The 23,433-nt window shown below is 38.0% G+C and carries 20 protein-coding genes; 10 read left to right on the top strand and 10 right to left on the bottom strand.

Features of this window, described 5'->3' with window-relative positions; all coding sequences use genetic code 11:
- Positions 1-103: 103 nt before the first annotated feature.
- From cysB to QS62_RS02565, 5 genes are all read right to left on the bottom strand, one after another.
- A complete protein-coding gene (cysB, locus tag QS62_RS02585; protein ID WP_066105484.1) occupies positions 104-1,075 on the bottom strand; it encodes an HTH-type transcriptional regulator CysB in 972 nt (323 codons plus the stop codon).
- Positions 1,076-1,104: 29 nt separating this feature from the next.
- Positions 1,105-2,001 (bottom strand): 23S rRNA pseudouridine(2605) synthase RluB, encoded by an 897-nt coding sequence (rluB, locus tag QS62_RS02580; protein ID WP_066105482.1) that lies wholly within the window; start codon positions 1,999-2,001, stop codon positions 1,105-1,107.
- 43 nt (positions 2,002-2,044) lie between these two features.
- Positions 2,045-2,668 carry an L-threonylcarbamoyladenylate synthase gene (locus QS62_RS02575; protein WP_066105479.1) on the bottom strand — a complete coding sequence of 208 codons (624 nt, stop codon included), beginning with the start codon at positions 2,666-2,668 and terminating at the stop codon, positions 2,045-2,047.
- A 74-nt stretch (positions 2,669-2,742) separates the two neighbouring features.
- On the bottom strand, positions 2,743-3,591 hold the full coding sequence (locus QS62_RS02570; protein WP_066105477.1) for a PHP domain-containing protein: 849 nt from the start codon (positions 3,589-3,591) through the stop codon (positions 2,743-2,745).
- A 17-nt stretch (positions 3,592-3,608) separates the two neighbouring features.
- The gene (locus QS62_RS02565; protein ID WP_066105474.1) at positions 3,609-4,154 is read right to left on the bottom strand and encodes a cell division protein ZapC domain-containing protein; all 546 of its coding nucleotides are present in this window, start codon (positions 4,152-4,154) and stop codon (positions 3,609-3,611) included.
- A gap of 238 nt (positions 4,155-4,392) precedes the next feature.
- Here QS62_RS02565 and QS62_RS02560 point away from each other — a divergent pair, with 238 nt between their 5' ends.
- Positions 4,393-6,255 (top strand): SLC13 family permease, encoded by a 1,863-nt coding sequence (locus QS62_RS02560; RefSeq protein ID WP_066105472.1) that lies wholly within the window; start codon positions 4,393-4,395, stop codon positions 6,253-6,255.
- Positions 6,256-6,295: 40 nt separating this feature from the next.
- On the opposite strand, the gene pyrD is transcribed toward QS62_RS02560, so the two are convergent.
- Together pyrD and pepN are read right to left on the bottom strand one after the other, a co-directional pair.
- Complete coding sequence (gene pyrD, locus QS62_RS02555; protein ID WP_066105469.1) at positions 6,296-7,312, bottom strand: quinone-dependent dihydroorotate dehydrogenase; 1,017 nt, start codon at positions 7,310-7,312, stop codon at positions 6,296-6,298.
- An 88-nt stretch (positions 7,313-7,400) separates the two neighbouring features.
- Complete coding sequence (pepN, locus tag QS62_RS02550; RefSeq protein ID WP_066105466.1) at positions 7,401-10,013, bottom strand: aminopeptidase N; 2,613 nt, start codon at positions 10,011-10,013, stop codon at positions 7,401-7,403.
- Between the two features lie 204 nt (positions 10,014-10,217).
- On the opposite strand from pepN, the gene purE reads away from it, so the two are divergent.
- The 3 genes from purE to QS62_RS02535 all read left to right on the top strand — a co-directional run bounded on the left by purE (position 10,218) and on the right by QS62_RS02535 (position 13,095).
- A complete protein-coding gene (gene purE, locus QS62_RS02545) occupies positions 10,218-10,718 on the top strand; it encodes a 5-(carboxyamino)imidazole ribonucleotide mutase (protein ID WP_066105463.1) in 501 nt (166 codons plus the stop codon).
- 2 nt (positions 10,719-10,720) lie between these two features.
- Positions 10,721-11,809: a 5-(carboxyamino)imidazole ribonucleotide synthase gene (gene purK, locus QS62_RS02540; RefSeq protein WP_066105459.1), complete on the top strand. Its 1,089-nt coding sequence runs from the start codon at positions 10,721-10,723 to the stop codon at positions 11,807-11,809.
- 95 nt (positions 11,810-11,904) lie between these two features.
- Positions 11,905-13,095, top strand: a complete 1,191-nt coding sequence (locus QS62_RS02535; RefSeq protein WP_066105456.1) for an amino acid aminotransferase — start codon at positions 11,905-11,907, stop codon at positions 13,093-13,095.
- 48 nt (positions 13,096-13,143) lie between these two features.
- On the opposite strand, the gene QS62_RS02530 is transcribed toward QS62_RS02535, so the two are convergent.
- On the bottom strand, positions 13,144-13,584 hold the full coding sequence (locus tag QS62_RS02530) for a YcgN family cysteine cluster protein (protein ID WP_066105453.1): 441 nt from the start codon (positions 13,582-13,584) through the stop codon (positions 13,144-13,146).
- Between the two features lie 243 nt (positions 13,585-13,827).
- Here QS62_RS02530 and ppc point away from each other — a divergent pair, with 243 nt between their 5' ends.
- The 4 genes from ppc to QS62_RS02510 all read left to right on the top strand — a co-directional run bounded on the left by ppc (position 13,828) and on the right by QS62_RS02510 (position 18,404).
- Positions 13,828-16,464, top strand: a complete 2,637-nt coding sequence (gene ppc, locus QS62_RS02525) for a phosphoenolpyruvate carboxylase (protein WP_066105450.1) — start codon at positions 13,828-13,830, stop codon at positions 16,462-16,464.
- Between the two features lie 135 nt (positions 16,465-16,599).
- Complete coding sequence (locus tag QS62_RS02520; RefSeq protein ID WP_066105447.1) at positions 16,600-17,148, top strand: PadR family transcriptional regulator; 549 nt, start codon at positions 16,600-16,602, stop codon at positions 17,146-17,148.
- A gap of 21 nt (positions 17,149-17,169) precedes the next feature.
- Complete coding sequence (locus QS62_RS02515; protein WP_066105442.1) at positions 17,170-17,490, top strand: HI1450 family dsDNA-mimic protein; 321 nt, start codon at positions 17,170-17,172, stop codon at positions 17,488-17,490.
- 113 nt (positions 17,491-17,603) lie between these two features.
- Complete coding sequence (locus QS62_RS02510) at positions 17,604-18,404, top strand: dioxygenase family protein (RefSeq protein ID WP_082966114.1); 801 nt, start codon at positions 17,604-17,606, stop codon at positions 18,402-18,404.
- Between the two features lie 89 nt (positions 18,405-18,493).
- On the opposite strand, the gene QS62_RS02505 is transcribed toward QS62_RS02510, so the two are convergent.
- Positions 18,494-19,321: a D-hexose-6-phosphate mutarotase gene (locus QS62_RS02505; RefSeq protein WP_066105439.1), complete on the bottom strand. Its 828-nt coding sequence runs from the start codon at positions 19,319-19,321 to the stop codon at positions 18,494-18,496.
- A 132-nt stretch (positions 19,322-19,453) separates the two neighbouring features.
- Between QS62_RS02505 and QS62_RS02500 the strand changes: the two genes are divergently transcribed.
- Positions 19,454-21,385 carry an ATP-dependent DNA helicase gene (locus tag QS62_RS02500; protein ID WP_066105437.1) on the top strand — a complete coding sequence of 644 codons (1,932 nt, stop codon included), beginning with the start codon at positions 19,454-19,456 and terminating at the stop codon, positions 21,383-21,385.
- A complete protein-coding gene (tsaB, locus tag QS62_RS02495) occupies positions 21,382-22,098 on the top strand; it encodes a tRNA (adenosine(37)-N6)-threonylcarbamoyltransferase complex dimerization subunit type 1 TsaB (protein WP_066105433.1) in 717 nt (238 codons plus the stop codon). Before QS62_RS02500 ends, tsaB begins: the two co-directional genes overlap by 4 nt.
- Before the next feature lie 59 nt (positions 22,099-22,157).
- Here tsaB and QS62_RS02490 read toward each other — a convergent pair whose 3' ends face one another.
- Positions 22,158-23,426 carry a heme biosynthesis protein HemY gene (locus QS62_RS02490; protein ID WP_066105429.1) on the bottom strand — a complete coding sequence of 423 codons (1,269 nt, stop codon included), beginning with the start codon at positions 23,424-23,426 and terminating at the stop codon, positions 22,158-22,160.
- Positions 23,427-23,433: the final 7 nt, after the last annotated feature.

Below are 23,433 nucleotides of genomic sequence, written 5' to 3'. Positions count from 1 at the left end.
ATTTTATGGAGGAAAACAACATAAATTTGTTGTCAAATGAAGGGAGACTCGCTCCCTGTCTGATTTTTATACGTTTTAGTAAGAATAAAGAGGAATTTGTACGTTAGAGATAATCTAAATCGACATCATCAAACATCTTACGAATTTCATTATTATCACGAATCTGCTCTGCTTTCTCTACTTGTGAGCGTGATAAATGTGGTGCAAATAAATGAATAAAGTCATATGTATAACGGCGTAAAAATGAACCTTTTTTAAAGGCAATTTGCGTCATACTCGCTTTAAATAGATGGCTTGCATCAATCGCCACTAAATCTGTATCACTTTCGGTATAAGCCATTGAAGCCATTATCCCTACACCAAGCCCTAGTCTGACATACGTTTTGATGACATCCGCATCTGTCGCCGTAAAGACAGTATTAGGCAAAATGCCTTCTCGACTAAAGGCATAATCTAAATCAGAACGTCCAGTAAAGCCAAAGATATAAGTCACTAGCGGATATTTGCCTAACTCTTCAATAGTTAATTCTTCAATTTGCGCTAATGGATGATCTTTTTTCACGATCACCGAACGGTTCCACATATAGCATGGCAACAAAATCGCATCTTCAAAAAGATATTGCGCTTCAGTAATAATCGCTAAATCAATTTCACCTGATAATAACAACTCATAGATTTGTTGCGGTGAACCTTGATGAATATGCAAGCTAACATCCGGATAACGTTTCACAAATTGTTTCACGACATCAGGCAATTTATAACGTGCTTGTGTATTCGTCGTTGCAATACGTAACGTACCTACATCAGGTTTTTTATGCTCGTCCGCAATCGCTTTGATACTCTGTTCTTTAACCAGCAATTCACGAGCAATCGCAATAATTTTTTCCCCTGTCGGCGTTAAACATTGAATATGTTTACCATTACGTTCAAAAATCGGTAAGCCTAATTCATCTTCTAGCAATTTAACTTGTTTACTAATACCGGGTTGGGAAGTATAAAGCGACTTTGCCGCATCAGTAATATTTAAATTGTGATTTGCAATCTCAACAATATAACGCAGTTGTTGTAACTTCATTGCTTCCCTCTCTTAGTTATATCTATTATTTAGCGTTGTTGATAACGTTTTCTCAACGAGTGTTGTTTTACCGCTTTGCGGATCTGATTAGACTTAAATTTGCGTGGATTTTTCACATCAAGTTTCGTTTCAGTTTCTAATGGTAAGCCAACTAATTGACGTAAATAGTTTACCTTATCTAAAGGCAACTCTTCCCAACCACCTCTCGGTAAGCCACGCATTAATTCAATATTGCCATAACGAGTACGAATCAAACGACTGACTTGAATACCTTGTGATTCCCATAGGCGACGCACTTCTCGATTACGTCCTTCAGTCAAAGTCACCGCAAACCATTGGTTCATACCTTGACCACCTTGTGGTGAAATGCTTTTGAAATTCGCTGGACCGTCTTCCAATTGTACGCCTTTTTTGAGCTGCATTAGCATTTTTTCCGTTACTTCACCAAATACCCGCACCGAATACTCACGTTCTACCTCTTTACTTGGGTGCATTAAACGGTTCGCTAATTCACCATCGGTAGTAAAAAGTAATAGTCCGGAGGTATTAATATCTAAACGCCCTACCGCAATCCAGCGCCCATTACTAATTTTTGGTAAACGCTCAAATACAGTTGCTCGCCCTTCGGGATCATGGCGTGTACATAATTCCCCTTCAGGTTTGTAATACATTAAGACACGACAAACTTCTTTGCGTACTGAATTAAGAGAAACCAACTGACCATCAACACGAATTTTAGTATCGGTCTTAACTTCGACACGCTCGCCTAAGGTCGCAATCACCCCATTTACGCTGACACGTCCTGCCGCAATAATGGTTTCAATTTCGCGGCGAGAACCTAATCCAGTTCGTGCTAATACTTTTTGTAATTTTTCACCGACTATTTTTGCTGGTTTTTCTGGTTTATTTGTTTTTGCTAATTGCATAAATCCTCTTGTCGTCTTCTCAGACGTCTTTATTCAAACATAATTAAATAAAAGGTGTGGTACTACCACTGCCCTCACGCAAAATCACTGGCGGTTCTACTGTCAAATCCACAACCGTAGTAGGATCTTGACCTAAATAACCGCCATGAATAATCAAATCAACTTGGTTTTCTAATAAATTGCGAATCTCTTCTGGATCAGACAAAGTGAAATACTCTTCTCCCGGCAACATTAATGAACAAGATAAAATCGGTTCACCCAAGGTATTTAATAATGCCAGCGCAATATTATTATCTGGTACTCGAATACCAATTGTTTTTCGTTTTGACGTCATCAAACGTCTTGGTAACTCTTTGGTTGCCGTTAAAATAAAGGTATAACGACCCGGTGTATTATTCTTGATTAAACGATATACGTTATTTGTTACCAATGAATAATTCGATAATTCTGATAAATCACTGCATACCAATGTAAAATTATGCCCTTCCGGCAAGTGGCGAATGCGGATAATGCGATCCATTGCGTGTTTATCACCAATCATACATCCCAAGGCATATCCTGAATCTGTTGGATAAACAATAACACCACCATCACGCAAAATCTCAACTGCTTGATTAATCAAACGTTGTTGCGGGTTATCGGGATGAATATAGAAGAACTGACTCATAACACTCTCCTTCTGTGATTACAACAAAACACGCTTATTATATAACGCATTTCAGTACAGAATAAGTGAAAGATTTAAATAGATTGTTGCCAGACCGCTTTTACTGTTGTTGGAATTGTCAAATTTTTTCCTAATTCAATCCAACCACAAGGATAATGGAAATCAGAGCCGACGGACGCTAATAAATTTAATTCTTCCAACCATTTAATCAACATTTTTTGTTGATTGTGATCGATACCACCAGCAATCTCAACGGCGTCACCTTGCCATTGCTGAAAATCTTTAATTAAAGTATGGATCTTATTGTTAGTCATTTGATAACGCATTGGATGCGCCACCGCTGCTACACCACCAGCTTGATGAATTACATCAATTGCAGTCGGAATATCACACCAATTGGCTTTTACATGACAAGGTTTGCCTTGCGATAAATAACGTTTAAAAGCTTGCCCTTCATTACTCACTAAACCAATATTTACCAAATAGCGTGCATAGTGTGCTCGTGTAACCTCTCCTGTCGTTAATGCTTGTGCTTCTGCAAAAGCATTCTCCAAGCCAAATTTTTTGAATTTTTCGCCAATTTCTACTGCACGTGCATGACGTAATCTAGCCTGTTCTGCAAGTAATGCCGTCATTGCTGGATGAGTTTCATCAAAATCTAAACCGACAATATGAATTGTTTTACCATTCCATAACGTTGAGATTTCGACACCACTAATTAAGGTAATTTGTTGCTGTTGCGCTGCACTTCTTGCTTCGGCGATACCATCAACAGTGTCATGATCTGTTAATGCCAATACATCTATTTGCTGTTCTTTCGCACGTAAAATTAACTCTGTTGGCGTTAATACACCATCAGAAGCGCTGCTATGAGTATGTAAATCCAGTTTTTTAGGAGAAAGTTGCGATAATTTAAATTGCATTATGATTATGATCTAATTTAAGCGTATTGTTTAAACATCATTGCTGGTGCTTCAACTTCAATCATTAATGGTTCTAAGCGATTAAGATTGATACGGAAAGGATCACCAAAATAGAGTGTTGTTTGCGGCAATGCCAACTGTTGTTCCAACACAATGACATTAGCAATATTGCCTTCAAGATAAGCTACTAACAACGTTGCCCATGATTGGGTCGCATTAACAAAACAACGTGCCAAACTTGGTTCAGCGACTGTTTGTTTACCCTCTAACAAGGTGAAAAACCAATTTTGCGGCTGTTTTGGCAATAAAAAATGTTCACAAGCAATCGCACTATAAGCTAAACGTTGATTAATCTCTTCTGGGAATTGTAATGGTTCTAAGATATCCAGAAACTGCGCTACTTTATCAAGATCAGCTAAGGCAAAATTACTAGTCGTTAAACCGTCACCATTTAGGACTTGTTTTGATAATGTTGTTTCAACAATTGTATAGTTAGGCAGCAACGCAGTAAGACGATCTCGTACTGCATCATATTGCCATTTACACATATTATTGAACGACATATTGAACCATTACCTCAAAATATAATTAAGAATTTCTAACTGTCTGATTATATGCTAAAAAATAAGATAATGTGATGAAAAAGTGACTTTTTTTGTAATTTTTAATTAAAAAATCTTATTTTTTTCATTATTTCAATTTACCAGTAAAAATTTCTACGATTTCGCCGTTGAAAATCCGCTGTTTTACCTATTTTGTGTTAGGATTAAATTTATATTTCTTTACTTATTTTGGAGCATTATGGTGTCTTTCGCGGAATGGCTGCCACCGCAAATTAATCCTCAATTAATTGTGGTTCTTTTATTATTAATCTCAGCAATTTGGCTCTTTATTTCTAATAAAATCAGAATGGATGTTGTCGCTTTATTAGTGCTAGTTGCATTCAGCTTAAGCGGTATTCTAACCGTTCCTGAAATTCTCGCTGGTTTCAGTGATCCCAATGTTGTATTAATCGCTTTGTTATTTGTTGTTGGTGACGCATTATTGCGTACAGGAATTGCTTATCAAGTCAGCGATTGGTTGTTGCGTATCGCCAATAATAATGAAATCAAAGTCTTAATTTTATTAATGCTCGCTGTTTGTGGTTTAGGCGCCTTTATGAGTTCGACTGGTATTGTGGCAATCTTTATTCCTGTGGTTTTAGCAATTTGCCGCAGTATGCACATTTCACCAAAACGCTTAATGATGCCACTTAGTATTGCTGGGCTAATCAGCGGTATGATGACATTAATTGCTACACCGCCTAATCTTATTGCTAACGCAGAATTAATTAAAGCAGGCTGGCCAGCATTAAACTTTTTCTCTTTTACCCCAATCGGAGTGATGATCCTAATTCTTGGTATCCTCTATTTATTAGTGGCTCGCCATTTATTAGATAGCGGCGATCCAGAAGATTTAAAACAGAATTATAATCGCACTTCAATGAATGACTTGATTGAGAGCTATCAATTATCTACCCGATCACGTCAAGTGATTGTACTGCCAGATTCGCCCTTTATTGGCAAAACATTGGATGAACTACATCTACACTCACGCTACAATATTTTAGTAATTGCAATTGAACGTTGGCGTCGTGTTAGACGAATTGTAGTAACGCCATCAGCCTTAACTGAATTAAGAGCAAAAGATATTTTGCTGTTTGATGTTACTAATACTGAATTGGATTGGCTGGATTTTTGCCAACAGCATCATTTAAAACCTATTGAAGTTCGTGGGCAATATGTTAGTGACAAGGCAAAAAGCGTGGGTATGGCGGAAATTTCGCCAATCCCCGAAAGTGCGTTATTAGGAAAAACAGTGCGTGAAGTACGTTTCCAAGATAAATATGGCTTAATTATTGCTGGTGTTAAACGCGGACATCAACTGCTACAAACCGATCTTGCCGAAATTGAATTTACTGTCGGCGATCAGTATGTAGTGATTGGTGAATGGAAACAAATTCAAGCATTACAAAGTAAAAATCAAGATTTCTTTTTACTTAATTCTCCAGCCGAGATCGAACATGTTGCTCCAGCGCTAAGTCAAGCCCCACACTCTCTGTTTGCTGTTGCCATTATGGTAGGATTGATGGTTTCAGGCGTAGTATCCAATGTGGTAGCCGCGTTGATCACCTGTATTTTGCTTGCCAAATTCCGCTGTATTGATGCCAAAAGCGCTTACAACGCTATCCATTGGCCAAGTCTGATTTTAATTGTAGGAATGATGCCATTTGCCACAGCCTTAACTAAAACAGGCGGGATCAATCTTGCCGTTGATGCGTTGTTGCAATTAGTAGGTGGTTGGGGTATTCACGCCATTTTGGCCAGTTTATTTATTCTGTGTGCAATTATTAGTTCTTTTATTTCTAATACTGCAACTGCTATTTTGATGGCGCCAATTGCTGTCGCTATGGCAATGAAATTGGATACTTCGCCAGTGCCATTTGTTATCACCATAGCTATTTCCGCCTCTGCAGCATTTATGACGCCAGTAGCATCACCAGTCAATACGATGGTGCTTGGTCCGGGTGGTTATAAATTTACCGATTTCTTAAAAGTCGGGGTGCCATTTACGATTTTAGTTATGTTGGCAACGATTTTTGTGGTGCCGATTTTGTTTAGTTAATGCAGTAAAGAAGCAGCAGATATGCTGCTTTCTTCAAGTATTAACGAATATGACGCACTAATTCCTGTACCAATTTTGGTCCATGATAAATCAGCCCAGAATAGAGTTGTAATAGCTCTGCCCCTGCTGCCATTTTTTGTTCAGCATTAGCTACACTATCAATGCCACCACTGCCAATAATCGGAATCTCACCTTTTAACTCTTGATATAAACGTGCAATAATTTTTGTGCTTAAATCCTGTAATGGTTTACCACTTAAACCACCTTGCTGCTCTGCATTGGTTAATCCAGTGACATTGTCACGAGATAAAGTGGTATTAGTCGCAATCACTCCATCAAATTGATGGCGGCGCAAACTATCAGCAATAGCTACTAATTCAGCTTCTGTTAAATCAGGAGCAATTTTTAATGCAATCGGAACATATTTCTGCTGCTGTTCAGCTAAAACTCGTTGTTTTGCTTTAATTCCAGCTAATAAATCTTCCAATAATTCACCATACTGTAATTGTCGTAAGCCAGGTGAATTAGGTGAGGAAATATTGACGGTAATGTAATCCGCATAAGGGTAAACCTTTTCCAAACAGACTAAGTAATCCTCTTTCCCTTTCTCTACTGGAGTAAAGGTATTCTTACCAATATTAATACCTAAGGTACCGTCATAACGTGATTTTTTAATATTTTCGATAACTTTGTCCACGCCATCATTATTAAAACCATTACGGTTAATAATGCCTTCAGCTGAAATTAGACGAAATTGACGCGGCTTAGGATTACCCGGTTGCGGCAATGGTGTCACTGTACCAACCTCAATAAAACCAAAACCTAAAGCGCCAAAGCCATCAACTGCTTCTGCATTTTTATCAGCACCAGCCGCTAGGCCAATCGGATTTTTAAAAGTAATGCCCATACATTGCTTTGGTGTACCAGCAACAGCCAACATCTTTTCTACTAAGCATTTTGCTGGACTTCGACCAACAGCACCTAATAATTTTATCGTTAATTCATGCGCCGTTTCTGCTTCAAGGGAAAACAACGCTTTGCGAATTAAAGGATACATACTCGTTTACCTCTCTGGATAATTTTACTGTAATGTTAATTATAAACCCTGATAAAAAAGAGATACCAATCGGTATCTCTTTCTCACTTTACTGTAATGCTTTCTCAATCTTTTCAAACAAATCTTTAGAAAGATTTTCTACATCTCTTAAACGTTCTAAACCACGTTTCATCAGCGTTTGACGCTGATTATCATAACGTGCAAAACGAATTAATGGTTCGACTAAGCGTGCTGCAATTTGTGGATTTGAGCTATTTAAACGGATCAAAATATCTACTAAGAAACGATAGCCAGAACCATCAATCATATGGAATGCATTCAAGTTTTGTGAACAGAAGCTACCGACTAATGCACGTAAACGGTTCGGATTATTAAAGTTAAAACTTGGATGATCCATTAAATGTGTCACAATTTCTAACACATTTTCATCTGGACGAGTTGCTTGAATAGCAAACCATTTATCCATTACTAAGCCATCGTGCTGCCATTTATGTTCAAAATCAGCCAATAATTCATCACGACAAGGTAGTTGTGCTTGCACCGCTAATGCTAAAGCTGCCAATGTATCGGTCATATTGTTAGCATGAGTATAATGTTTCGCAACTAAGGTATTGCCAAAATCGGTAAAGGCTAAATAACTCAAGCAAACATTATTAAAACTACGTAGTGCAATACTTTGTTGATCAATTTGATAGGTTTCCGTTTGCGTATGGTTGTATAAACGCAAAAACGCATCTTTTAAGGTATTGGCAATGGTTTTCTGCATAAAACTACGCACCACACGAATACCAACAGGATCAATCGTTTTAAATAATTCCGCGAACTCAGTCTCTTTTGGCAAGGTCAAGATTAGGGTTGTTACTTCAATATCTTGTTGATAATTTTCAACTAAATACTGCAACGCTTGGATCAATTCTGCCGATAATTGCAATTCTTGGTTTTGTTGATAACGTTGCAAGTTTTGACGCAATTCATTAGCAAATAACATTTGCGCCGCATCCCAACGTACAAAACCATTTTCTGCAAACTTCATTAATGTAATTAACTGCGCATTGGTATATGGGAAATCTAATTTTACCGGTGCCGAAAATTCACATAATAGTGCAGGTACTGGTTGTTTATACACTGGAGAAAATTCAAAAGTTTGCTCATATTGAGTCACATTTAATACATCACTCGCTAACTCTTCACCTCTCACTTTTAACGGTTGACGCTCACCAGCAGCATCATATAACGCAATGCGCAATGGAATATGTAAATTCACTTTGTCCATTTGATCCATAGTGGATGGCGTCATTTGAGCAACATGCAAACGATAAGTTAAAGTATTAGCATCATATTCATCACTAACCGTCAATTCCGGTGTACCTGACTGACTGTACCAACGGCGGAATTGAGTTAAATCCACACCAGAAGCGCGTTCCATTGCTGACACAAAGTCTTCACAAGTCGCTGCGGTACCATCATTTTCCGCAATATAAAGCTTCATACCTGCTTGGAATTTTTCTTCACCTAATAAGGTATGGATCATTCGAATCACTTCCGCACCTTTTTCATAGACAGTAACGGTATAGAAGTTATTCATCTCAATCACTTTTTCTGGACGGATTGGATGTGCCATTGGGCTAGCATCTTCCGCAAATTGTACGGCACGCAAAAATTTCACATTATTGATACGATTAACATTACGTGAACCAGTATCAGAAGAAAACTCTTGATCGCGGAATACAGTCAAGCCCTCTTTTAAACTTAATTGGAACCAATCTCGGCAAGTAACCCGATTTCCTGTCCAGTTATGAAAATATTCATGCGCAATAACTCGTTCGACATCAAGATAATCATTATCTGTGGCAGTTTGTGGATTTGCTAAAACAAATTTTGAATTGAAAATATTCAATCCTTTGTTTTCCATCGCACCCATATTGAAGAAATCAACTGCAACAATCATATAAATATCAAGATCGTATTCGAGATCGAAGCGTTCTTCATCCCACTTCATTGATTTTTTCAAACTCGCCATTGCCCAATCAGCACGATCTAAATTGCCTTTATCGACATATAATTCTAATGCGACTTCTCTACCACTTTTGGTCATAAAAGTATCGCGCAATACATCAAAATCACCGGCAACGAGGGCAAATAAATAGCTTGGTTTTGGGAAAGGATCTTGCCATTCAATCCAATGATAACCATTGTCTAATTCACCTTGACGAATACGATTGCCATTAGAAAGTAAGAATGGATATTTAGTTTTATCGGCAATAATACGAGTGGTATAGCGTGCCAACACATCAGGACGATCCAACATATATGTAATTTGGCGAAAACCTTCCGCTTCACATTGGGTACAAAGCGCATCGCCTGATTGATAAAGCCCTTGCAAAGAAGTGTTATGTGCCGGCGATAATAGAGTTACAATTTCCAACTCAAATTTTTCAGCACTCATTTCGCTAAGATCTAGCGTTAAACTTTCATTATCTTGTTGATAATTGCTGAAGTCTGCATCATTCAATTTAATTGAAGCAAATTGGAAACTATGTCCATCTAAACGTAAACTGGTTGCTTCAGGATTAAGTTTATGTACCAACGTTTTTGCTGTAACTTTTGTCTGCTCTGGATCTAGGCGAAATTCAAGAAAAATATCACTAATCGTAAAATCGGGTTTCTTATAATCTTTTCTATATTTAGCTTTTGGTAACATAAACTTGTCCATCCATAAAACACAAAAAACGTGTGCTAGGATAAAGTTTTCTGCCTTAAGTTGCAATCTACTTTCAAGGATTTTCAACGGTTGCCATTCATAACCCAACAAAATTTATCCAGCAACAATTTATAGTCATCATATTTCACTAATAATGAAGAAATGCTATCCTTATGCCCCCAACTTATCATAAAGGAAATTACTATGGCTCAACCTCAAATTGCGATTGTAATGGGTTCCAAAAGCGATTGGAGCACCATGCAAGAAGCAGCTAATATTCTTGATCAATTACAAGTTCCTTATCACGTTGAAATCGTTTCCGCACATCGTACCCCAGATAAACTATTCCAATTTGCTGAAAATGCACAACAAAATGGCTATAAAGTTATTATTGCTGGTGCAGGCGGTGCAGCACATTTACCAGGTATGTTGGCAGCTAAAACATTAGTGCCAGTATTAGGTGTGCCAGTAAAAAGCTCTATCTTGAGCGGTGTTGATAGCCTTTATTCGATTGTACAAATGCCGAAAGGTATTCCTGTTGGTACATTAGCAATTGGCCCTGCAGGCGCAGCAAATGCAGGTTTATTAGCAGCACAAATCCTCGCTGTTTTTGATAACCAATTAAGTAATCGTTTGCGTGATTTCCGTACTCAGCAAACAGAAGATGTTTTAAATAATCCTGATCCACGTTTAATTAATTCATAATTATGCAAAAAAGCTCTCTTTATCCAACAATTTACGTTTTAGGAAGTGGTCAATTAGGCCGAATGTTACGTTACGCAGGCGCACCATTAGATATCAATGTTGTTCCACTCGATTTTCATCAACAACCTTTTACTTTAGATGATAATGCTATTGTTACTGCTGAAATTGAACGTTGGCCAGAAACTGCATTAACTAATTTACTCGCTTCTCACCCAAATTTTATTAATCAAAAGATTTTTGCACGTTTAGCAGATCGTTTAACGCAAAAGCAATTACTGGATGAGCTAAACTTAGCAACTTCACCTTGGTTACACCTCACTAAACAAACATCATGGCAACAAGTGTGGCAAGATGTCGCAGCAAAAGTGGTCGTGAAACGTCGTACTGGCGGTTATGATGGTCGAGGTCAATGGATCGTTGATCAAAGCAATACTGATGTGATTACAGCAGATTTATTTGATGAAACCATTGCTGAAGCCTTTATTCCGTTTGATGGCGAGGTATCTCTAGTCGGTGCACGCTTCGCAGACGGGCGTACTTATTTCTATCCAATTACGCAAAATTTACAACAGCAAGGTATTTTACGTTACAGTGTCATTTCATCACTTACCCCTCATTCATTACAACAAGAAGCGGAACAAATGCTCGGTAAAATTATGCAGCATTTAGATTATGTCGGTGTAATGGCAATGGAATGTTTTGTCGTTGATGGACATCTGTTGATTAATGAATTAGCGCCACGTGTTCATAACAGCGGACACTGGACACAATTGGGCGCTAATATCAGCCAATTTGAATTGCATTTACGTGCATTATTAAACTTACCAACGCCAGCTTTAGTTGCTCGTACGCCAACGGTGATGATTAATCTTATCGGTACAGAGCATCATCCAGATTGGTTAGCATTACCGTATGCACAATTGCATTGGTATGGCAAAGAAGTACGTGCAGGTAGAAAACTAGGACATATCAATATTGCACACCCTGATGTGCAACAATTAGTCAATATTTTGCAGCAAGCACAACCTTTATTACCAGAAGATTATCAATCTGGTTTGGCTTGGGCACAACAACAGCTATTAGCAAAATAAAGTGATTCTGCGCCAAGAAAGTGCTTGTCAAAGCCTTTATTTTGGCGCTATAAATAACAACCTATTCAAACACAGCAAATTTAGAGGAATATCCGATGTTTAAACATATTGAAGCAGCACCAGCAGATCCTATTCTTGGTTTAGGGGAAGCTTTTAAAGCTGAAACTCGTAGTAACAAAGTTAATTTAGGAATTGGTGTTTATAAAGATGCAAATGGGCAAACACCAATCGTTAAAGCAGTAAAAGAAGCGGAAAAACGTTTACTTGCTAATGAAAATACCAAAAACTATCTTGGAATTGATGGTTTAGCTGAATTTAACCGTCAAACACAAATTTTACTTTTCGGCGCTGATCACGATATCGTTAAAAACAAACGTGCAAAAACTGCGCAAAGCTTAGGTGGTACAGGCGCTTTACGTATTGCGGCAGAATTTATTAAACGTCAAACTGCAGCGAAAAATGTCTGGATTAGTGCACCAACTTGGCCAAATCACAATGCAATTTTTAAAGCTGTCGGTATGAACATCTGCGATTATCGTTACTATGATAAAACTACTCATGCTTTAGATTGGGATGGTATGTTGGAAGATTTAGCGAACGCGCAAGCTGGCGATGTTGTGTTACTTCATGGCTGCTGCCACAACCCAACAGGAATCGACCCAACTCCAGAACAATGGGCAACATTAGCTAAAATGTCAGCAGAGAAAGGTTGGTTACCGCTCTTTGACTTCGCTTATCAAGGTTTCGCTAATGGTTTAGAAGAAGATGCTGTTGGTTTACGTACTTTTGCTGCCAACCACAAAGAGTTATTAGTTTCTAGCTCATACTCTAAGAACTTTGGTTTATACAATGAACGTGTTGGCGCTTTCACTTTAGTTGCTGAAGATGAAGAAGTAGCAACCAGAGCGTTTAGCCAAGTGAAAACTATTATTCGTACCCTTTATTCTAATCCGGCAGCACATGGTGCAAGCGCTGTTGCTACCGTATTGGCTGACGATCAATTAAAAGCACAATGGATTGCTGAATTAGATGAAATGCGTGGCAGAATCAAAGCAATGCGCCAAAAATTTGTTGAATTATTGGCTAAACACGGTGCAAAACAAAACTTTGATTTTATTATTCAACAAAATGGTATGTTCTCATTTAGTGGTTTAAGCGCTGAACAAGTTGATCGATTAAAAGAAGAATTTGCGATTTATGCAGTCCGTTCAGGTCGTATCAATGTTGCTGGTATTACTGAGCAGAACATTGATTATCTCTGCGAAAGTATTGTTAAAGTGCTTTAATTCGCATTATGATGATTTTAGGGCGCAGATTGCGCCCTTTTTATTGTCCTAAAACTCTTCAACGACAAATTCAAACCAATCAATCACATCTTCTTCGTGAATTCCATCACGCATAAAAATATTATGCTTTTTCATCATTGATTGATCGCCAACTAAGAGAGGATGCCATTCAGGTAACGATTCTCCCTCATACAATAGACGATAAGCACAAGTTTTTGGCAACCACGTAAAATCAGGTAGATTTTTCTTAGTGAGTTTAGTGCAATCAGGCATTAACTTGAAACGTTCCGCGTAATTACCACAGCGTCCAGTATTTAAATCTAATAAATCACAAGCGATTCTTGTAAAATATAAACGCTCCCGTTTTCCTCTACCCTCAATAAATTTGCGATAACAACATTTACCACAACCATCACACAGTGCTTCCCACTCTTCTTCATTCATCTCTAATAATGTTTTTTGTTGCCAAAAATTCTCTTGCAATGCCATTTTTCTTCACTACTTCTCTCTACTTCACAAACTTCAATATCACAATAAGCTCAATTCATCATTTAGTTAAACTTATTAACAAAAAATAACCTTTTTTATAAAAAATTCTCTAAAATTTTTGTAAAAAAATAGAATTTTATCTAATTGATGAATTTTTTTACTAAATAAATTATTTGCTATTTGACGCAGCTCCTGATTTTTTGCTATATCTACTCACACAGAAAGTGATTTTAAGGAATGTCTATGATTGAACAATACTCTGCAATGCGTAACAACATCAATATGCTAGGTCATCTACTCGGTGAAACCATTAGTGATGCTCAAGGTAATGATATTTTACAACTGATTGAAAAAATTCGTATTTTATCTAAAAGTTCTCGTGCGGGCGATGAGCAAGCACGCCAACAATTGCTAAACACATTACAAAATATTTCTACTGAAAATATTATTCCAGTTGCACGCGCTTTTAGTCAATTTCTTAATCTAACTAATATCGCAGAACAGTATCAAACCATTTCTCGTCATCATACCGATGAAGTGATGTCAGAACGTTCTATCGCAGCACTTTTGACCCGTCTAAAAGCACAATCTACCGTTACCAAGGAACAAATTATCGCTGCAGTACAACAATTATTGGTGGAGCTAGTGCTAACAGCGCATCCAACTGAAGTAACTCGCCGTTCTCTTGTACACAAATATGTAGAAATTAATAACTGTTTAGAACGTTTAGAAAATGCCGATTTAACTAAAAAAGAGCGTCATCAAATTCAACGCCGTTTATTACAATTAATTGCTCAAGCATGGCATACCAATGAAATTCGCACACAACGCCCCACTCCATTTGAAGAAGCAAAATGGGGCTTTGCTGTCATTGAAAATAGCTTATGGTCAGCCGTTCCACAATTTCTACGTCAATTAAATGAAGATTTGGAAGAACATTTCCAATTCCAATTACCTGTCGATCTTGCTCCTGTACGTTTTTCCTCATGGATGGGCGGAGATCGTGATGGTAATCCGTTCGTAACAGCAAAAATTACTCAACAGGTTTTATACCTTGCACGTTGGAAAGCTGCTGAACTCTTTTTGACAGATATTCAACAGTTATCAGATGAACTTTCAATGATTGACTGTTCAGCAGAATTTAAAGCGAAATATGGTGATCATGCCGAACCTTATCGTGTTGTTGTCAAAGAATTGAGAACCCGTCTTAGCAATACCCTCAACTATTTTGATGACAAATTAGCTGATCGGACACCAATTATTGCAGAAAGCGACATCATCACTGATGACGATCAACTCTGGCAGCCATTATTCGATTGTTACCAATCTCTATCTGCGTGTGGTATGCGCATTATTGCTAATGGTTTATTACTCGACTGTTTGCGTCGTATCCGTTGTTTTGGTGTAACCTTATCACGTTTAGATATCCGCCAAGAAAGTACTCGTCATCAACAAGCAATTGCAGAAATTACCCGTTATATTGGTTTAGGTGATTATGCTCAATGGAGCGAAGAGGATAAACAAGCTTTCTTAATTCGTGAATTGAGTTCTCGTCGTCCATTAGTACCAAAAGACTGGCAGCCATCCGAAGAAACCAAAGAAATTTTGAATACTTGCAAAGTAGTGGCACAACAACCAAAAGGTATCATCTCTTGTTACATTATCTCTATGGCGCGTACCGCATCAGATGTGCTAGCTGTACATTTATTATTAAAAGAAGCAGGTATTAAATATGCTCTTCCTGTTGTGCCACTGTTTGAAACCTTAGATGATCTTGATCGTTCACACAGTGTAATGCAGCAATTATTCGACATTGGTTGGTATCGTGGCATTATCAACAATAAACAAATGATTATGATCGGTTACTCCGATTCAGCCAAAGATGCCGGAATGATGGCAGCATCTTGGGCGCAATATCGTGCACAAGAAGCATTAGTTCGATTGTGCGAAGAACGTCATATTGAATTAACTCTTTTCCATGGTCGTGGTGGTACTATCGGGCGTGGTGGTGCACCGGCGCATGCTGCTCTGCTTTCACAACCACCAAAATCACTCAAAAATGGCTTACGTGTTACTGAGCAAGGCGAAATGATCCGCTTTAAACTTGGTTTACCTGATGTAGCAGTTCAAAGCTTAGATCTCTATGCTAGCGCTATTTTGGAAGCGAACCTATTACCACCACCGAACCCACAACAAGCGTGGCGTGAAATTATGGATGAATTATCGCAAGTATCTTGTGATATTTACCGTCAAGTCGTGCGTGGTAATGAAAATTTTGTGCCTTACTTCCGCGCTGCAACACCAGAACAAGAGTTATCTCGCTTACCATTAGGTTCTCGTCCGGCGAAACGTAATCCAAAAGGTGGAGTGGAAAGTTTACGTGCGATTCCTTGGATCTTTGCCTGGATGCAAAACCGTTTAATGTTACCGGCATGGCTTGGTGTTGGCGCTTCATTGCGTACCTTATTTGAAGAAGGAAAACGCAGTACTATTGAAGAGATGTGTAAATCATGGCCGTTCTTCTCAACCAGAATCGGTATGATTGAAATGGTCTTTAGTAAAACTGACCTCTGGTTAGCAGAATACTACGATCAGCGTTTAGTGCCACAGCAACTATGGTCATTAGGGCAATCTTTACGTGAACAATTGAAAGCCGATATTCAAACCTTGCTCTCATTATCACATGAAGATCAATTGATGGCAGATTTACCTTGGGTAGCGGAGTCAATTAAATTGCGTAATATCTACACCGATCCATTAAACTTGTTACAGGTGGAACTCTTACACCGTTTGCGTAGCGGTGAAACTGATCCGGCATTAGAACAAGCCTTAATGATCACCATTACCGGTATTGCTGCTGGTATGCGTAACACTGGTTAATTATTATTTCTTATCCTACACAAGCCTTATCATAGATAATTGATAAGGCTTTTCTTATTTCATTCTCAATTTAAAGTACATAATTCTCGCTAAATCCAGTAGAATAGCGCCCTAATTTTTTGATAAAACGAGATTATGGCATTATCACATACAATTCTTTCCATTCTTGCACACCAAGCAGCAACTGGTTATGACATTAGTAAGAAATTCTCGCAAACTTATGGCTTAATCTGGCAAGCGACGCATCAGCAAGTCTATCGCGAGCTAAATCAGTTGGAAAAACAAGGATTGATCTCTTTTTCACTACAATTTCAGCAAGGAAAACCAGATCGCAAAGAGTATCAATTGACAAATGAAGGTGAACAACAGTTAAAGAAGTGGTTGCTTGAAAGCACGCTTAGCCATGGTATTTTGCGTGATGAGTTTATTTCGCGTATTTTGGCGGCGCTAAAATGTCACCCGAATATGGCGTTTACCGCAGTTAAGAAACGTGAGCAAGATCACCGACAATCAATCCATAAGATGCAACAATTAATGCTAGAATTAACTCGTCTTGAACACAAAACCTATTATGACGAATTGATGATTTTATTATTAAAACGTAGTATTCGGCACGAGCAAGTCAGTCTGCAATGGTTAGAAGAAGATTTGCTACCAATGCTACAACAAATGATACAAGAATAAATAGTTAAAAGGAGATAACCAATGACCACCGAGATGAAACTTGATCCAGATACAGCGATTGATATTGCTTATGATATTTTTCTGGAGATGGCGCCAGAAAATCTGGATCCTGCCGATATTCTATTATTTAACCTACAATTTGAAGAACGCGGCGCCGTTGAAATGGTTGAAACCAGCGATGATTGGGAAAATGAAATTGGTACTTTAATTGACCCTGATGAATTTGCTGAAGTTTGGGTTGGTTTAATTAATGATAATGACGAAATGGATGACGTCTTTGCTAAAGTGTTAATTTCTCACCAAGAGGATGATCGTCAATACCATATTATTTGGAAAGAATAAGCTATTCTTTTCTCAATAAGAAATAATGCTTTTATAAAAAGCATATCGTTTTCCTATTTATAACCGAATACAATTTAGGCATTGAAAATTACCACTCAATTAAGGAGCAAAAAATGTCTTCAATGCCTACTCGTATGCCAATGTTATTTATTGGTCATGGTTCACCAATGCTCGCCATTACCGAGAATAAATTCACACCAAAATGGCACGAAGCGGTAGCTAAAATGCCGAAACCAAAAGCGGTTCTCTGTATTTCTGCTCATTGGCAAACTGATGATGTGATGGAAACCAGTAATCCTAATCCTGAATTGATCTATGATTTTTATGGTTTTCCAGAAGAGTTATATCAAGTGCAATACTCGGCTAAATCAGATCAGGAAGTAGTTGATGCGGTACAAGATTTATTGGCAGATTTAGTGCCTTTTCAACAAGATCAACAGCGTGGCTTAGATCATGGTTGTTGGGCAGTAATGAAGCATCTCTACCCTGATGCCAATATTCCAGTTATCCAATTGAGTTTGTGTTACCGTTTAACTCCGCAATCACATATTGCGTTGGCTAGACAATTAGCAGTACTTCGCCGAAAAGGTGTGTTGATTTTGGGTAGCGGTAATCTCATTCACAATTTGCGTTTACTGGATTGGTGCAATATGGATACACCGAATTATGGATTTGATTGGGCGAAAAATGCACAAAACTTGTTGTTAGATTTAATTGAAAAACACGATTTAGCAGCATTAGCCAATTATCAAGCGTTAGGTGAAGATGTGATGAAAGCGATTAATAGTGGCGAACACTTTTTACCATTGCTCTATATTTTGGCATTACGTGAACAAGATGAGCCATTAACTATTTTTAATCGTGAATTTGTTGGTGGTTCTTTGGATATGACGTGTGTGAAAATTGGTAATTAATAAAATATCTAATTCGTTTATAAAAGATATTATTAAACTCTTATTTCTTAATTAAGATTTAGGTTTCGCCCTAAAGGGCGAAACCCAATTTATTGTTGAATAATCCGCACTTCTAAAGAATCACCTTGTTTCAATTTCTCATCAACACGTGCAGTTTCAACACAAAGCATAGTGCGATAACCATTCTCGCTAATCGCACTAGTTGGCGCTGTCCATGGATTCCACACCACGACATTACTCGCATTATGATGCTCTACTTCAATAAAACGTTTATGCGCTTTATCTTCAATATGATTAATACGATTTTCACCAGAATAAATATAATCAGTATGTTTACTAATTGTTAATGGTGAAGGTACTTCAACCACAGCATCTGCCACTCTATCCATACATTGTTTTGGCAAACCAAAAATCGTTGTTTGTTCAATATCACCAATATTGAAATAAGTATGTAACGCCACTTGCGCTTCATCTTTCGCTAATTGGGTAAATTTCACGCGGCAATCTTCAGCAAATGACATTCTTACTCGCGCAATCGCAATATTGTTTTCTGAATATAAGCCAAAGATTAATTTCACTTCATGTTCACTGACTTGCCAATCGCTTAACACCCATTGGCGAATACGTGCAAAACCATGCGCTGGTTGTTGCGCACCACCAAACCATGGGTAACACAAAGGAATCCCGCCGCGAATTGCGACACCTTGTTTAAACGGTTCTGCCTCGCTTAGCCATAATAGATCTTGTGCTGATGATTTTGGTTGCCAACTTAATAATTGTGCGCCTTGTAAAGAAATAATCGCCTTGCCTGTGTTATGTTCCACTACAATCATTGATATTTCGTTGTAACGTTGCAGCGAAATATTAGGATGAATTTGTTCGATAAACTCCATTTTATTAAATAATGAGAATGTCATTTCTATTAACCTCAATGATAAAAAATATTGGCGCTAGCATAGATCGATTACTGTTTGAAAAAAAGTTATAATCTGAAAAATCTAATTTTTCTTGAGATAAATTAAAATTTGTTCAAAAAATAGCCCGCAAAGATGTCAAAAAAACAACAGCTCAAGCAAATTTTTTCTAAAGATGGCTTATTAAGCCAATCCATTACGCAATTTCAACCTCGTAACGAGCAAATTGAAATGGCGCATACCGTCTTAGAAACGATTGAGCAAAAATCACAATTAATTATTGAAGCTGGCACAGGGACAGGAAAAACGTTTGCTTACTTAATTCCAGCTCTATTAAGCCAACAAAAGGCTATCATTTCGACTGGTTCAAAAAATTTACAAGATCAGCTTTTTCAGCGTGATTTACCCACCATTACTAAAGCAATGGGGTTTAGTGGCAAAATTGCCTTACTAAAAGGTCGCGCCAATTATCTCTGTCTAGAACGTTTAGATCGATTACACACGCGCGGTTTTATCGGTGATCGTTCATTACTAAATGACTTTCGAGCACTTCAATCTTGGCGTAATGCAACCAAAAGTGGCGATTTAAACGAATGTACTGCTCTTGCCGAGGATAGCGCTTTAATTCCACAAATTGTAAGTACAGCGGAAAACTGTCTAGGTTCAGACTGCCCTTTTTATAAAGATTGTTTTGTCTTAAAAGCACGTAAAAAAGCGCTTGATGCTGATCTCGTTGTTATCAATCATCATCTCTTTTTTGCCGATATGGCGATTAAGGAAGAGGGCTTTGGTGAATTGATCCCTAATGCACAAATTATTATTTTTGATGAAGCACATCAATTACCTACCATTGCCTGCCAATATTTCGGGGAAACGCTAAGTTCTCGCCAACTATTTGAACTCTGTCACGATACGGAAATTGTTTATCGTACTGAACTAAAAGATATGAAACAGCTCGGCACTGCAGCCGATATTGTGCAAAAAGTGGTACAAGATTTTCGCTTATTATTAGGAATAGAAAATCAACGTGGTGATCTGCGCCAATTATTCTCACAAGAAAAAGTCGTCGCTTCGTTTCAGTTATTACAGGAAAAGCTGTCATTTTTATTAGAAGCTGCCCGCTTCGGTGAAAAACGTTCTGAAACTCTCGATAAAATTATTGAACGCATTACAGCGCTATTAGACCTAGCTGGCCGACTGCAACAGGTTCAGCAAGTAGGTTATTGTTATTGGTTTGAAACCTTTAATAAACACTTTAGCTTACATATTACGCCTTTAACGATTGCCGACAAATTCCAACAGCAGATTAATAAGCAAGAGGCGGCTTGGATTTTCACTTCTGCCACGCTTGATTCAGGTGATAATTTTAGTCATTATGCTGCAGATTTAGGAATTACGGCTGCCCAGAAAAAAATCTTACATAGCCCATTTAATTATCCTGAACAAGCGCTTTTGTGTATTCCTCGTTATTTGCCAGAAAGCAATCGTCAGCATACTTTAGAACAATTGGCAAAAATGTTATTACCAATTATTGAAGCGAATCAAGGAAATTGCTTCTTGTTATGTACCTCCAATTTTATGATGAAAGGTTTTGCTGATTATTTGCGTACACATAGTAAATTGAATGTATTACTGCAAGGAGAAACCAGTAAAAGTCAGCTATTACAACAATTTACACGTAAAAAGCATTCGGTATTGGTAGCCACACAAAGTTTTTGGGAAGGTGTTGATGTGCGTGGTGATGCGCTTTCCTTAGTGATTATTGATAAATTGCCTTTTGCAGCACCAGATGAACCTTTGCTGAAAGCGAGAATGGAAGATTGTCGTTTACAAGGCGGTGATCCTTTCTATGATATTCAACTGCCAGAAACCATTATCACCTTAAAGCAAGGTGTTGGGCGCTTAATTCGCGATGTTAATGATCGTGGCGCAATTATTATTTGTGATGCTCGTTTAGTAATGCGTCCTTATGGACAGCTCTTTTTAAAAAGTTTACCGCCAGCACAGCGTACTCGTGACCTTGGAAAAGTGGTACAATTTTTGCAAAAAATTAGGAATAAACAATGATGAAACCAACTTTACTTGCATTAGACACCTCAACTGAGGCTTGTTCTGTTGCCCTGTTATATCGTAATGAATTAACTTATTTAGAAGAAATTGCGCAACGCACCCACACTCAACGCATTTTACCTATGGTGGATCAGTTACTGCAGCAATCTGGTTTGCAATTATCACAACTAGACGGTTTAGTACTAGGACGTGGCCCCGGTAGTTTTACTGGAGTGCGTGTTGGGGTTTCCGTCGCACAAGGATTGGCTTTGGGTGCAGACTTACCGATTTATCCAGTTTCGACCTTAACCGCAATGGCGCAAGCTGCCTATGAAACTGAACAAGCTACTCACGTTTTGAGTGCGATTGATGCCAGAATGAATGAAGTTTACTTTGCTCAACTTAAACATCAAAAAGTCACAATCGACAGTAATCAATATGATGATTGGCAGTTGTTACAAGCAGAACAAGTCATAGCGCCTGAATTATTAAGCCAGCAATTAACAGGGATAAGCGATGATTATTACAAAACTGGTACAGGCTGGGCAGCTTATCCTGCCTTAAATTCAATTCCAGGCAAACTTTCGCAAGTTACGTTACCAGCGGCACGTTATATGTTGTCATTAGCACTACTTGCTTATGCTAAACAACAGTCTGTCACTGCAACAAAGATCGAACCAATTTATTTACGTAATGAGGTAACATGGAAGAAGTTACCGGGTAGGGAATAACAATTGTGATAAAAAACGGGCTGTAAATTACAGCCCATTCTCTTATATCAAGTTCAAAATTATTTTTTCTCTAAACTTAAAAGATCGCTGGTTTCTAAAGAAGATTTATCCTCAATTTTCATCGTATCTTTTAAGCATTGCTGGCGAATTTGTTGTGCAGCAACAGCATCATTTGCTTTTTCTGCTAAATAGGCAGCAACAGTATAATCTTGCACTTCAAGAACTGATTTATCTTCAAATGCCAACACTTTAGCAAAGGCTTCGCGTGCTTTATCAAACTGATTAGCTCGTAATAATAAATACCCTTTGGCACGTGCAAAACCACAAGCAATAGGCCCTGTGACATCAGTTTTATCGCTTACTTTTTCTAACAATTTCACTAATTTTTCACTGTCGCTTACTTGTAAACGTGCTACCTGTGCTAAGAATGATGACATATCACTACTATCAATACGTTTCAGATTCTCTAACACTAACTGATAAGCTGATTGATGATCATCACTATCAATTAAACGACGAATCATACCAACAATAACATAACTATCTTGACGGCGAGAGCGAGGTTGATCCGGCCACCAATTTAGTAACCCCTCTACACCCTCTTCATTCATTTTTTCATCTAATAAACCGTCTAAGACTTGGTGATATAACTCTTTAAAACCATCTCCAGTATATAAGCCACTTTTCGCTATTTGCGGTAATAACTTATCTAATGCGGAATATGCATGCGAACGAAGATAGATCGTAACAGCTAAACGTAATACTTCAACATTTTGCGGTGCTAATACAAGCAAGCTATCCACCGCAGTTCTCGCAGTCGGCAATTTATTTTGCTGTAATAAAATACGTGTACGCGCTAATTCCACAATAAGATTATCTGGACCAGCTAATTCTGTTGCTTCAATCAGATATTTATTAGCGCTAAATTCATCACCACGTTGTTGTGCCGCTTCTGCCGCTTTTACAAAATTCAGAATTGGTTCCGATGAATGTTTAGCATTTTTACCAATTAATTTTTCTGCTTTAGCGTAATTACCCTCATCCATTTTCACAAAACCTTGCAAAATTTGTTGTTGAGCTTTACGTCTTTTACGCACAGAAAACCAATTATAGGTACCGCTACTAAGACGGAAGAAACGGGTAATTACCCACTCAATTCCATAAACAAGAGCTAATGCAATTACAAAGAACACCACTAACATTGTAATACTCATTTCAATGCTAAGCGTGTCAGTTAAGATACGAACATAACCTTGCTTGCCCGAAATATACGGCCCTGCAATAAAGCCCACCAGCAAGATTAACATCAAGAATAATACTCTAAACATATGCTCT

The organism is Gallibacterium salpingitidis (assembly GCF_001678495.1).
Lineage (GTDB): Bacteria > Pseudomonadota > Gammaproteobacteria > Enterobacterales > Pasteurellaceae > Gallibacterium > Gallibacterium salpingitidis.
Note: the sequence above shows the minus strand (reverse complement) of the source record. Positions and strands in the feature narration are given on the sequence as shown.